General features: G+C 51.5%; 11 protein-coding genes. All 11 read right to left on the reverse strand.

The features are described from left to right. Window positions 1-95: 95 nt before the first annotated feature. The 11 genes from ACOQPU_RS09555 to ACOQPU_RS09605 all read right to left on the reverse strand — a co-directional run bounded on the left by ACOQPU_RS09555 (window position 96) and on the right by ACOQPU_RS09605 (window position 12,653). Window positions 96-1,592, reverse strand: coding sequence for a complex I subunit 4 family protein (locus tag ACOQPU_RS09555; protein ID WP_420644888.1), 1,497 nt, complete (start codon window positions 1,590-1,592; stop codon window positions 96-98). Between the two features lie 69 nt (window positions 1,593-1,661). Beyond that, window positions 1,662-3,890, reverse strand: coding sequence for an NADH-quinone oxidoreductase subunit L (gene nuoL, locus ACOQPU_RS09560; RefSeq protein ID WP_420644889.1), 2,229 nt, complete (start codon window positions 3,888-3,890; stop codon window positions 1,662-1,664). Between the two features lie 2 nt (window positions 3,891-3,892). Beyond that, on the reverse strand, window positions 3,893-4,198 hold the full coding sequence (gene nuoK / locus ACOQPU_RS09565) for an NADH-quinone oxidoreductase subunit NuoK (protein ID WP_420644890.1): 306 nt from the start codon (window positions 4,196-4,198) through the stop codon (window positions 3,893-3,895). Window positions 4,199-4,201: 3 nt separating this feature from the next. Beyond that, the gene (locus ACOQPU_RS09570) at window positions 4,202-4,726 is read right to left on the reverse strand and encodes an NADH-quinone oxidoreductase subunit J (protein WP_420644891.1); all 525 of its coding nucleotides are present in this window, start codon (window positions 4,724-4,726) and stop codon (window positions 4,202-4,204) included. Window positions 4,727-4,756: 30 nt separating this feature from the next. Further along, a complete protein-coding gene (gene nuoI, locus ACOQPU_RS09575) occupies window positions 4,757-5,257 on the reverse strand; it encodes an NADH-quinone oxidoreductase subunit NuoI (protein ID WP_420644892.1) in 501 nt (166 codons plus the stop codon). Window positions 5,258-5,269: 12 nt separating this feature from the next. After that, complete coding sequence (gene nuoH, locus ACOQPU_RS09580; protein WP_420644893.1) at window positions 5,270-6,370, reverse strand: NADH-quinone oxidoreductase subunit NuoH; 1,101 nt, start codon at window positions 6,368-6,370, stop codon at window positions 5,270-5,272. An 18-nt stretch (window positions 6,371-6,388) separates the two neighbouring features. Then, entirely contained in the window at window positions 6,389-8,938 is a 2,550-nt protein-coding gene (gene nuoG, locus ACOQPU_RS09585) for an NADH-quinone oxidoreductase subunit NuoG (protein ID WP_420644894.1), read from the reverse strand. Window positions 8,939-8,976: 38 nt separating this feature from the next. After that, window positions 8,977-10,263 carry an NADH-quinone oxidoreductase subunit NuoF gene (nuoF, locus tag ACOQPU_RS09590; protein ID WP_420644895.1) on the reverse strand — a complete coding sequence of 429 codons (1,287 nt, stop codon included), beginning with the start codon at window positions 10,261-10,263 and terminating at the stop codon, window positions 8,977-8,979. A gap of 30 nt (window positions 10,264-10,293) precedes the next feature. After that, window positions 10,294-10,824 carry an NADH-quinone oxidoreductase subunit NuoE gene (gene nuoE, locus ACOQPU_RS09595; RefSeq protein ID WP_420644896.1) on the reverse strand — a complete coding sequence of 177 codons (531 nt, stop codon included), beginning with the start codon at window positions 10,822-10,824 and terminating at the stop codon, window positions 10,294-10,296. 20 nt (window positions 10,825-10,844) lie between these two features. Then, window positions 10,845-12,026 carry an NADH dehydrogenase (quinone) subunit D gene (gene nuoD / locus ACOQPU_RS09600; RefSeq protein WP_420645821.1) on the reverse strand — a complete coding sequence of 394 codons (1,182 nt, stop codon included), beginning with the start codon at window positions 12,024-12,026 and terminating at the stop codon, window positions 10,845-10,847. 105 nt (window positions 12,027-12,131) lie between these two features. After that, a complete protein-coding gene (locus tag ACOQPU_RS09605) occupies window positions 12,132-12,653 on the reverse strand; it encodes an NADH-quinone oxidoreductase subunit C (protein ID WP_420644897.1) in 522 nt (173 codons plus the stop codon). Window positions 12,654-12,669 lie beyond the last annotated feature (16 nt).

Raw genomic sequence — 12,669 nt, forward strand, 5'->3', positions numbered from 1 at the left:
CTTCCAAAGAAGAAAAAAGCGACGCTGAGTGTACGTATCGTACACAGCAGCGCCGCCTGCGTCAATGCTAAAATATTGACTGATTCCCTAAAAGATCATTGACCAGCCATCAAAACCGAGCCGAGATCAGCCACTAGCTGTGAAACAGTACCATCCATCAAATCAAAAAAGCCAGAAGGCGCAACGCCAATCCAAATGATGAACAGCATGAACGAAAGCATAATGGCCAGTTCGCCACCGTTCAAATCACGCAGCTTTTCGTTCTCAGGCTTGTCCAGCGGCCCCATAAAGACTCGTTGGAACATCCACAGCAGGTAAACGGCCGCAAGAATCACACCCGTCGTGGCAAAAGCGGTGAAAATCCAGGGATTTGCCCCCAACGACTCCGCACCCATCGAACCCAACAAAATGGTAAACTCACCCACAAAGCCATTCAAACCAGGCAAGCCCATGCTAGAAAGCGTCACGATCAGCGTCAAGGCACTGAACACGGGCATCACCTTCCACACGCCGCCGTAATCCTTAATTTCGCGGGTGTGGCGCTGCTCATACAGCACACCCACAATAAAGAACAACGCGCCAGAGCTAATGCCGTGGTTCACGCCCTGCAAAATTGCGCCCTGAATCCCTTGGTCGTTCAATGAGAAGATACCCAGCATCACAAAACCCAAATGGCTAATACTGGAGTAGGCTACCAATTTCTTCACATCTTTCTGGGCAAAAGAAACAATTGCGCCATAAATAATGCCGATAATGGCCAGCACAGCAATTGGCTGAGCAAAATGACCCGAAGCTTCTGGGAACAAAGGTAAATTAAAACGAATGAAGCCATACGTACCCATCTTCAGCAAAACACCAGCTAAAATCACGGAACCGGCCGTAGGTGCCTCCGTATGCGCATCTGGTAACCAAGAGTGAAACGGGAAAATCGGCACCTTAATGGCAAAGGCAATGGCAAAGCCAATAAACAGCCAATTTTGCACACCAGCAAAGGCGGCACGGCTAGCAATCAAATCTGGAAGCGAGAATGTTCCCACCCTGATGCCCATGTACAAAATACCTAGCAGCATCAACAAGGAGCCAGCCATCGTGTACAAAAAGAACTTGATGGCCGCATACACCCGATTCTTGCCGCCCCAAATGCCAATCAGGAAATACATCGGCACCAGGGTGAACTCCCAGAAAATGTAGAACAGGAACAAATCCTGCGCCAGGAACACGCCCAGCATCCCCACTTCCAGCAGCAGCATGAAGATGTAATATTGCCGAATTTGGGTGCTAATGGCATTCCAGGAGGAAGGAATTGCCAGCATCATGATGAAGGTCGTGAGCAACACCATCAAAATGCTGATGCCATCAATGCCCATGTGGTACTCAATGCCCCACGCTTTAATCCAGGAAAATTGATCAACCAGTTGAAGCCCGGCTACATCAGCTTTAAACTGCCCTAAAACCACCAACGACATGGCAAAGGTGGCAATTGAGGTGCCAGTGGCCACCCATTTCATCGCGTTGTCAGACGATTTACGCATGACCAGCAGGATAACAACGCCGATCAGCGGGAAAAATGTTAGAAGTGATAAAATACCCATTCTTTCTCCAAAACCAAATCTGCGAAGTTCGCATCTGAGGATGCTCACTCCTCGCAGTTTTTCAAATATTTAGCCAGCAAAAACCGGCCACAAGAAGTAAGCCAAAAGCGCCACCGTACCCAGCAAAATGCTCAAGGCATAGGTACGAGCATAACCCGTTTGCGACAGCCGCAAGCCGCCAGCCAGCCAGCGAGCCGCCTGCCCTGCGCCATTCACCAAGCCATCAACGCCCTGTTTGTCTAGCACGTCAGAGGCGAAGTTGGCAAAGACCACAAAGGTGTCGCGGATGATGCGTTCATGCACAAAGTTGTGCCATAAATCCCAATCAATTGTGTAACCCAGGAAGTCAGCCAGCCGGTTGAACAGCGGGATGACGCCCTTCATGTACAGCGTGTCAAATGGCAACACGGCCATCCACCAAATGGGCGTGCCTTGCAGCGGGTCTCGCTCGTCGGCAGACTGCCAACGATTACGGTAGACCAAATAAATTGCCGCCGCCAAAGCCAGCACCGCCAAAATGGTGGAGATGATTGCGACATCAAACTGCACCCAGGTTGGCGTATGGGGCAGATGAATAATGCCTTCTTCTGACAGATGGAACGATTCAATGGAATGCTCTAGCCAATGCTCCAGTGCTAAATTGATGCCGTAGTCATGGGCTTCCGAGGCGGTTTTGTAAGCCGTTTGGCTAAAGTACGGCAAGTTGAGTAAGCCACCCAACACAGCTAAAGCAGCCAGAATCATTAACGGCCGTGTCATAATTGGCGGGCTTTCGTGGGCATGTTCGGCCGCCTCATGACGCGGTTCGCCAAAGAAGGTCATCTTTAGCTGCCGCCCCATATAAAACGCCGTGCAAAACGCTGCAATCGTTAGCAGCCAGTACACAACGGTAAAAATAGTGCCATCGTTGGTGCTGGCATGGGCCAATATTTCATCTTTTGACCAAAAGCCAGCCAGCGGCACAATGCCTGCCAAAGCCAACGAGCCAATCAGGTAGACGGCAAAGGTTGTGGGCATCTTGTGGCGCAAGCCGCCCATTGTTCGCATATCTTGCGGGTCGAATGTGTCGTTTTCATCATGGTGCCCGTGCGAAATGTGGTGATGCCCGTGCTCCATGCCGTGAATAACAGAGCCAGAACCCAGGAACAACAAGGCCTTAAAGAAAGCGTGGGTAATCAGGTGGAACATCCCCGCCACGTAAGCCCCCATGCCTACGGCCGCAATCATAAACCCTAGTTGGCTCACCGTGGAGTAGGCCAACACTTTCTTGATGTCATACTGCGTAAAGGCAATGAGCCCGGCAAAAAGTGCCGTGGCTGCCCCGGTAAGCGCCACCAAATCTGGTGACGAAATGCCCAGCCCGGTAATGACCGTGCCGCTCTCCCGCACAATCTCAAACAGCACATTGCTACGCACAATCAGGTAAATACCAGAGGTCACCATCGTCGCTGCGTGAATAAGCGCAGACACGGGCGTGGGGCCAGCCATGGCGTCTGGCAACCAGACGTACAGCGGAATCTGCGCCGATTTACCAGCCGCGCCTGCCAGGAAGAGTGCCGTGATTGCCGTTAAAACGCCGCCCAGCGAGGCTTCAAACAAGCCAAAGTGAACCATGTGGCCGCTCTCAAACATCTCCACTGCGCTGTCGAAAACAGGCTGGAACTCTAATGATTTGAACGTCCAAAACGTGAGGCTCATTGCCAAAATCATGGCCAGGTCACCGACGCGGTTGGCTACAAACGCCTTGCGAGCGGCGTTGGCGTTCATCGCCTCGCCCTGCTCATTTACGCGGTCGAACCAGAAGCCAATCAGCAAGAAGGAACACAAGCCAACGCCTTCCCAGCCCACAAACAACATCAGGTAGTTGTTGCCCGTCACCAGGATGAGCATGAAAAAGAAGAATAGATTCAGGTAGGTGAAGAAGCGAGAGAAGTTGGGGTCGCCGTGCATGTAGCCGATGGCGTAAATGTGAATAAGGGAACCAACGCCCGTCACTACCAGCATCATCGTCACGGAGAGGGTGTCAACTTGTATCGCCCACGGCACATAAAAATCGCCCACGTTGATCCAATCAAACAGTAAAACAATTTCCGCGTGAAATTCGTGCGCCCGCAAGCCAAAAAACATAGTGACAGCAATGGCAAACGCCGCCAGAGCCATGAGGCTGGCAAACCAGCCAGACCATTTTTCACCCGTCTGCCGATTGTATGCCACAAAGCGTCGCCCAACTAAGCCATTGAACAAAACGCCAATGAGCGGAAAAATCAAGATTAGGGGAGCTAAACCAAAAATGCCCATAGTTAGCCTTTCATCAAGTTGATTTCATCAATGTTGATGCTCTTCTTGCTGCGGAATATGGTGACGATAAGCGCTAAGCCTACCGCAACTTCGGCCGCTGCCACGGTAATGACAAAAAAGACCAACACCTGCCCGTCCAGGTCGCCAAGATGCCGTGCAAAGGCCACAAAAGCCAGATTGGCAGCGTTGAGCATCATTTCAATTGACATAAAAACGATAATTGCGTTGCGTCGGGTCAGTACACCAAGCGCACCAAGCGAAAACAGAATGGCACTCAGGGCAATGTACCAGTTGATGGTGAGTTCCATAATTTATGCCTCTTTCTTCTTTCTGCGGGTGAAGACGGCCACGCCAATAATGGCGGCCAGGAGCAAAACGCCTGTTACTTCAAAGGGGAGTACATAGGCTTCAAACAGTCTGAGTCCTAACGCGGCGGGACTGGCATCTATAACGGCCGTTTCTCCCCCACTCCCTACGCCACTTTGAGCCAGCACAATGCCAAAACCCACCACCAGCAGCACCACCAGCACAATCGCCACTGCCTGATGATACCGTTCGCTGCCTTCAACCCCGGTGATGCCCTGCAACTGTTCCGCGCCCAAAAGCATGATCACAAACAAGAACAGCACCATGATGGCTCCGGCATATACCGTAATTTGCACCATAGCGATAAATGGTGCGTTCAAAATCACGTACAGCACGGCAATGGCCGTAAAATTAAGCACCAGCCAAAGGGCACTATGCACCGCATTTTTGCTACGCAGCATCATAATAGCAGAGGAGATAGAAACCAAGGCCATCAAGATAAACACAATAAAAACAGATCCACTTCCCATTTCAGTCGCCTTTCCTTAACCCAGCCTCGTCTAGTCCGGGTCTTCCATATCGGGGATGGATTTATCGAACGTGCCTGGTTCTACGGTTTGCGGGGTAGTACGGCCGCTTACCGGCACATCCACAATCAACATATCTTTCGTATAAATGGCACTCGCCCGATCGTAAAAGCTCAACTCATATTCGTTTTCCAGCACAATTGCCTGAGTTGGACAAGCATCCTCACAGTAGCCACAAAAAATACAGCGCAGCATGTTAATCTCATAGGTGCTGGCATACCGTTCGCCAGGAGAGTATCGTTCCTCATCCGTATTTTCAGATGCTTCCACAAAAATTGCGTCTGCCGGGCAAGCGGCCGCACATAAGGAGCAACCAATGCAGCGTTCCAGGCCATTATCATAACGCTTCAGTTCATGCCGCCCCTTAAACCGACGACGGACCGGCCGCTTGATGTCGGGATATTCAACCGTTACAGGGTCCTGAAACATATGCTTCAGCGTGGTTGCCATCCCCTTAAGTAGTTCACCAATCATAAAACTCTCCGACTAACCTAAACCAATCAGTTGCAGCAGCGAATCAAAAACGCCCTCTTCCCGCAAAACAATAAACACAGCTACGATAATGAAGTTAAAAACAGAAATAGGTAGCAACCGCTTCCAGCCCAACCCCATTAGCTGATCGTAACGAAAACGGGGGAATGAGGCGCGAATCCAAATCATCATAAAGAGGAAGAAGACAATCTTCAAAATCATGTAGAGAAAGCCCAAACCGGGCAGATCATCTACAAAGGGGCCGCGGTAGCCACCAAAGAACAGCACCACAATAATGGCGCTAAAAATGATCATCTTCATGTACTCAGCCATGAAAAACATGCCAAAGCGCATCCCACTGTACTCAACTGCATACCCTGCGGATAGCTCCTGTTCAGCTTCCAACAAGTCGAACGGTGCCCGTTGTAACTCAGCCATCATGCCAATGAAAAAGACGATGGCTGCAATTGGCTGCCGAAATGCAAACCAACCCTCTGCCTGGGCAGCAACAATGTCACCCAAGTTCATCGAGTCGGCCAACATGATGGGAATAAGAATAGTCAAGCCGAGTGCCAATTCATAGCTAATCATCTGTGCAGAGGCACGAATGCCACCTAACACAGCGTACTTGCTGTTAGAAGCCCAACCCGCCAACACTACCCCATAAACGCTAATGGAAGTAATGGCCAGCAAAAAGAGCGCGGCGACGTTTAATCCAGGGGCAATGGCAAAATACGGAGTAAATTCAGCCCCAAAAATGTTAATCTCACCCGCCCAAGGGAGTACTGCCAACAAGACGATGGCGGGCATCACGGTTAGCATCGGCGCCAGGGTATAGGTAATGCGGTCTACTTTGGCTGGGGTCATATCTTCTTTGAAGAACAGCTTCACCGCATCGGCCGCAGGCTGCAAGAAGCCAGCCAGCAATTTGCGCTCTCGCCCACCGCCACGACCCGGCAGCGGGATGTAGCCAGCACGGTTTGGGCCTACCCGCGCCTGCAAGCGAGCCAGCAGCTTACGCTCTAGCAGCGTGGTGTAGGCAAACCCGGTAATGACCGCAAATGAAATGATAAACCCTACAATTAAGGCACGCAGCGCAATTTGTCCTGGTGTCATACGTTTCCTCTCGTTACTCTAATTTGCGGTTTGCCGCAGTTTTAGCTCGACGAATCCTGCTTGGTAAGGCACACCACGCAACAGGGCAACCCCTTCTGGCGCATCCTCACTCACGCGAATCTGTGCTGCCATTGGCTGGTTGTTCACGTCGATCATGACGCTTTCACCAGTGGTTAGCTGCATGGAGGCGGCATCTGCCTGGTGCAGGATAAGTGTCGGTTTGGCCATCCGGTCTGCCAGCAGTTCGGTGTGGTTGATAAGCGTGCCTGGGGTGAAGAGTGCGGCCGTTCGCACCACAGCTACCTTTTCTGGCGCATCAGTAGCCACATCGGGGACATCAAAATGTTCCACATCGCCGGATTCTGCCTCAACCGCCCACTGCATCCCTAAACCAACCCGATTTTCGTAAGCGTTGCCACCGTAATACAGATCGTCACCGCCGACATCTGGCCACTGCTTTTCTACCTTGGCCAGGGCGCGATAATCCATTGCTTTGTACTGTGGCACGGCTTTGGCCAGATCACGGAAGACAAGGCTGGCCGCAAAAGCAGGCTTCTCCAAACCGACGCGCTCGCCAATCTGAGCCAAAATTTGCCAGTCGGGGCGGGCGTCGCCGCTGGGTTGAATGGCGGGATAGTACCGCTGCACTCGACGTTCACCATTCGTGAAGGTGCCTTCACGCTCCGCCCAGCTTTGTGCAGGCAACACCACGTCGGCTTGTGCGGCCGTTTCCGTCAGAAACAGCTCTTGCACCACCAAAAAGTCCAGCTTGCCCCGGTCAGCCAGCAGCCCGTCGCCGATGGGGTCTGCCGCCAGAATAAATAAGGCGTTCAAGTCGCCATTCTCAGCCGCCGTATAAATTTCAGCCGCGTTCATGCCCGGATTGGCCACAGCTTTGTACCCCGGCTCTAGTTCGGGATGAATGCCCGTATCCCAGGCGCCCTGCGTATTGTTGTGCGGCCACACCGGAATCAGACCGTTGTTCGGCCGTCCGGCGTGTGCCTCTTCATTTTTAATCAACAGCAGGTTGGCCAGCAGCTTGGCCACTGCGTCCGTTTCTTTGTAGGTAAGCCCTTCTGCGCCATAAAAAGCGACCACATTGTTGGCCTGCACAATCGCATCAGCCGCCGCCTTAATGGGGCTGTTGTCGGCATCGGCGGCGGCCACTTTAGCATCATTCACCAGTTGGCGCAGGGTGGTAACCGCCTGCCCTGGCTGGTAATAGATAACGTGGCGTGCCCATTGATCAAGCCGTGTGGGGCGCAAGTTCAAAACCACCACCACAGCGCCCCGTTCGGCCGCTTGCTTCACGCGCAGCCACCAAACCGGCACTTCTTCATGCAGATCGCTAGCAACCACCACTATGGCATCTCCCTGCCCCAAATTGAGCAGGTTGCTGCCCTGGCTAATGCCTACTTTGGCAACTACATCGCCACCAGCCAGCCGTCGGTTGGCTAAATCTATGTTGTTGCTGCCTAGCCCTTGGCGGATGAGCTTCTGGAAGAGGAACATATCTTCATTGCTGACGCGATCGCCGCTGAGTCCGGCAACGGCCGTACCATTCTGCTGCAACCGTCCGGCCACCGCATCCAGCGCTTCGTTCCACTCTACCTCAACCAACTCGCCATTTTTACGCATCAGCGGTTTCTTCAACCGATCTGGCGCGTCGGCAAAATGGTGGACAAAGCGATCTCTATCCGAAATCCAAATCTCGTTAACCTGCTCATTTTGCCGGGGCATGATCCGCTTAATCACGGAACGGCCGCCCGATTTTGCTTCTCGCCGCGTGCTAAAGGTCATATTGGCACCAGATGGCGAGTGTGGCGAGAGTGTGGCAACGGGCGTTAGTTCCCACGGCCGTGCCCCAAAACGGAAATCGGCCGTGGTCAATGCCCCTACCGGGCAAATATCGGTGGTGTTGCCGCTCCAGTACGAGTCAAAGCCAGGGTCAGACATGGTCACAATTTCCAGGCTGCGCCCCCGATTGTGAAAATGAATCACCGGATCATCCACAATCTCATCCTGGAAGCGCACGCAACGGCCGCACTGAATACACCGTTCTCGATCCAGATAAATCAGTTCGCCCAGCGGCACATGCTTGTCCAGCTTCAGCTTCAGGCTGTAATCCATGCGGCTGGTACCTTTGCCATGTTCCATTGTCAGGTTTTGCAGCGGACATTCGCCCCCTTTGTCGCAAACGGGACAATCCAGCGGATGGCTGGTGAGCAAAAATTCAATCACGTCTTCCCGTGCTTCGGTAACCGGCTCTGTGGTTGTGCGCACCACCATCCCTTCACTTACTGCCACCGTGCAGGCCGTTTGTAGCCCACGGAAGTTCACCTGCGGCGTGCCGTCCTCGTTTAGAACCAATTCGCCTGTGGCGCGGTCGCGCACTGGCAGGCCAATTTCTACTAAACACATGCGGCACATCCCCACCGGCTCCATTTTGGGATGGTAGCAAAACACCGGAATGGGATTGTCAATCATTTTGGCAGCGTCAACCACCAGCGTCCCTTTGGGCACGCTTAGCTCCACGCCGTCAATCGTCAATGTAACTTGGTCACTCATACATTTCCTCTTCCAGAGGGATTATTGTCTACATTTAATTAGTCAGTTGTTGGGGTGGGAACGGCCGTGTCCCGTTGCCCAGCTTTTACCTTAGCTTCATACTCATTGGCAAAATGCTTGTAAGTACCCAACACAGGGCTTGTGGCAAAATCACCCAGCGCACACAGCGTTCTGCCCCCAATCTTACTGGCAACGCTGCGTAAAACATCCAAATCTTCCTGAGAGCCTTCCCCCTTATACAATCTGGTGATCAGCTTATCCATCCAGAATGTACCTTCACGGCAAGGCGTACATTTGCCACACGACTCATGCTTAAAAAAGTGAGATAGCTTCATGGCTACCCACACCATATCCACCGTTTCATCCATCACCACCACAGAGCCAGACCCCATATCAGAGCCAAACGGCTTCAATCCTTCATAGGTAATAGGTGCATCCAGCGCATCTGCCACCACCACTGGCCCAGACCCACCAATGGGCAATAGTGCCTTAAACTGCTTGTCGCCTAAAATACCACCGCCATACTGCTCACCATAGATCAATTCACGGTAGGGCATCCCCATCTCCACCTCGTACGTGCCAGGATTCTTCACATGCCCACTCAGACACATAATCTTGGGGCCAGGGCTTTGCTCTGTACCAATAGACCGATACCAATCGGCACCGTTCAGCAAGATTGGCGGCACATTGGCCATCGTTTCCGTATTGTTTACCACCGTAGGTTTTTGATACAACCCTTCAACGGCCGGAAACGGCGGCCGCGTCCACGGCTGACCTAATTCTCCCATCAGCGAATTTAGAAGTGCCGTTTCTTCACCACAAATATAGGCTCCTGCGCCAAAATAGTTATGCATCTGGCAGCTAAAATCAGAGCCAAAAATATTGTCGCCCAAAATACCAGCTTCGTAACAATCACGAACGGCTTCTTCCATATGGTGGCCAATTCCCATGAATTCGCCACGCATATAATTGTAGATCGTCTGCGCCCCCACTGCGTAAGCCGCAATCATGGCACCTTCAATCACCTGATGTGGGTTATGCTCTAGCAACGCCCGATCCTTAAACGTGCCCATCTCAGACTCATCAGAGTTCACCGCAATATATTTATCGCCTGATGCTTTGGGAATAAAACTCCACTTTAATCCAGTGGGAAAGCCAGCACCGCCACGCCCCCGCAAGCCAGACGCCTTGACAATATCAATAACTTCGCCCGGCTCATACTCATTCAACACCTTCTGCAACGCCTCATAACCACCATTTGCCCGGTAGACGTCCAGTTTGTGTATATTTTCAATGTCTCGGTTACGCAATAAAATATGAGTCATTACTCAACCCCAATCAAAAAAGTGCCAAACCTATTTGGCATAGGCAGAAATCTGTTCAACAATTGACGGTTCTGGGTTGTCCGATGCTGCCTCTGCCCGTAAACGAGAAATTAACTGGTCGAACTTTTCCTCGTCCAGGTTTTCTTCAAATTTCAGATTGCATTGCAGCATAGGCGCACGATCGCAGGCAGCAAGGCACATCACCGTCTTTAGTGTAAACAACCCATCGTTCGTCGTACCCTCAACCGGAATGTCCAGCTTGCGCGAAATCATCTCCACAAACTCATCCGCCCCACGCAAGGCGCACGCCAAATCGTTACAAACCTCCAGCACGTACTTGCCAACGGGTTCCTCGTAATACAAAGTGTAAAATCCAGCCAGTGATAAAACATGCGTCGGATCTAAATCTAAAACATTTGCCACGTCGTGCATGGCTTCCCGACTTGTAAAGCCATACGCTTCTTGCGCTAAATGCATCAGTGGCAAAACGGCCGATTTCTTATTCGGGAATCGCGCTAAAATCCCTTTAATTTCTTCAGGATACTTTTCTTGAAGCAACATACTCTTTTACCTACCGATTACTACCGGTCAATTTCACCCAAAACAATATCAATTGAACCAATAATCGAAACCAAATCCGCCACAAACAACCCTTTGGACATGATCGGCAGCGATGCCACATGCACATAAGAGGGCGTGCGGAAATGCACTCTTGCGGGTTTTGGTCCACCATCGCCGCGCAAATAACAGGCAAACTCACCACGGGGCGATTCTATGCTCTGGTACACATACCCAACAGGTGCGCTAAACCCTTCTGTCCACAGCTTAAAATGGTGAATCACCGCTTCCATGCTGTGCCCTAATTCCGACCGAGGCGGCGGCACAATTTTGCGGTCATCAATGTTCACTGGCCCTTCAGGCAAGCGATCCATCGCCTGCTGAATAATCCGTAAACTTTCCCACATTTCTTTCATGCGGCAGCGATAACGCGCATACACGTCCCCATCTGTTTCCACGGGCACGTCAAACTCATATGTCTCGTAGCCGATATAGGGCTGTGCTTTGCGAATATCCCAATTTACGCCAGAGCCACGCAAACTCGGGCCAGTCAATCCCCAATCCATCGCCTGTTCAGCCGAAACCACACCAATGCCCTTCGTGCGATCCAGGAAAATAGGATTGTTCTTCAAAAGGGCTTCGTAATCCGCAATCTTTGCCGGGAAAAAGTCCAAAAATTGCCGCACGGCTGGTTCAAACTCTTCTGGCACGTCCCGCCACAACCCACCAGGGCGGAAATAGCTCACCATCATCCGCTGGCCAGCGACCATTTCAAACAAATCCAGAATGTATTCGCGCTCGCGGAAGCAGTAAAGGAAGACCGACATCGCCGCCAAATCCAGGGCATGGGTACCCAACCAAACCAAATGGCTGGCAACGCGTGCCAATTCAGTGAGAATGATGCGAATTGTTTGAGCACGCGGGGTTGCCTCAACTCCCAGCAGCTTCTCGACTGCCAAAACATACCCCAAATTGTTGGACATCGGTGAGAGGTAATCCATCCTATCCGTCATCACCAATGCTTTGGTGAAGGTTTTGGATTCCATACTCTTTTCAACACCGGTGTGCAAGAAGCCAATATCCGGGGCCAAGTTGACAATGTTCTCGCCATCTAACTCAACCAGCAAGCGAAGAACGCCATGGGTACTGGGATGCTGCGGCCCCATGCTGAGAAGCATATGCTCTTCAGCATTCTCAATTTCCATACCGGTGCCTACTTTGGCCCGAAGTTCTTCTACAGTTAACTCTTGGATGGTGTCACTACCAGAGGGAATGGTCATAATCAGCCTCTTATGAAAAATCTGTGCAGCTTACTCTTCAGCATATGGCTTCTTGGCGTCGATTTCTTGCCAATTGAAGGAAAATTGAACCTCTTCATATCCAAGCGGATAATCTTTACGCAATGGATGCCCTTGCCAATCTTCTGGTAAGAAAAGGCGACGAAGGCTGTCATTGCCCTTAAAACGAATGCCCATCAAATCCCAAACTTCCATTTCCAACCACGTAGCAATTGCCCAAACAGAGGCGACCGTTTCCGGCCCATCTTCTGGGTCTTCTACCCAGGTGCGTAATCTCAGCCTATGATTGTTATCGTATGAATAGAGATGGTAATTGACGGCAAACCGAGGAAAATCTGGCAAGAAGTCGTCTGCACAAATATCTGAAAGAAATTTGTAGCTTAAACCCGGGTCTGCTTTCAGCAGTTGGCAAACAGCCTTCACTTTGTCTTTGCGAATATACAGCGTTTGTTCGCCCCGAAAATCGTTACTGTCCTCAATGGCGTTGGGGAAAGCAGCTTTAATCTTCTCAACAACAAGTTGATCAGCGTTCATACTCGTTCATCTCCAG

The sequence above is a fragment of the Candidatus Leptofilum sp. genome, from assembly GCF_965223285.1.
In the GTDB taxonomy this organism is placed as follows: domain Bacteria; phylum Chloroflexota; class Anaerolineae; order Promineifilales; family Promineifilaceae; genus Leptofilum.

Coding starts and splice junctions, on each gene's coding strand:
- ACOQPU_RS09555 (WP_420644888.1), bottom strand. CDS start 1,592: ATGGGTATTTTATCACTTCTAACATTTTTCCCGCTGATCGGCGTTGTT.
- nuoL (WP_420644889.1), bottom strand. CDS start 3,890: ATGGGCATTTTTGGTTTAGCTCCCCTAATCTTGATTTTTCCGCTCATT.
- nuoK (WP_420644890.1), bottom strand. CDS start 4,198: ATGGAACTCACCATCAACTGGTACATTGCCCTGAGTGCCATTCTGTTT.
- ACOQPU_RS09570 (WP_420644891.1), bottom strand. CDS start 4,726: ATGGGAAGTGGATCTGTTTTTATTGTGTTTATCTTGATGGCCTTGGTT.
- nuoI (WP_420644892.1), bottom strand. CDS start 5,257: ATGATTGGTGAACTACTTAAGGGGATGGCAACCACGCTGAAGCATATG.
- nuoH (WP_420644893.1), bottom strand. CDS start 6,370: ATGACACCAGGACAAATTGCGCTGCGTGCCTTAATTGTAGGGTTTATC.
- nuoG (WP_420644894.1), bottom strand. CDS start 8,938: ATGAGTGACCAAGTTACATTGACGATTGACGGCGTGGAGCTAAGCGTG.
- nuoF (WP_420644895.1), bottom strand. CDS start 10,263: ATGACTCATATTTTATTGCGTAACCGAGACATTGAAAATATACACAAA.
- nuoE (WP_420644896.1), bottom strand. CDS start 10,824: ATGTTGCTTCAAGAAAAGTATCCTGAAGAAATTAAAGGGATTTTAGCG.
- nuoD (WP_420645821.1), bottom strand. CDS start 12,026: ATGGAAATTGAGAATGCTGAAGAGCATATGCTTCTCAGCATGGGGCCG.
- ACOQPU_RS09605 (WP_420644897.1), bottom strand. CDS start 12,653: ATGAACGCTGATCAACTTGTTGTTGAGAAGATTAAAGCTGCTTTCCCC.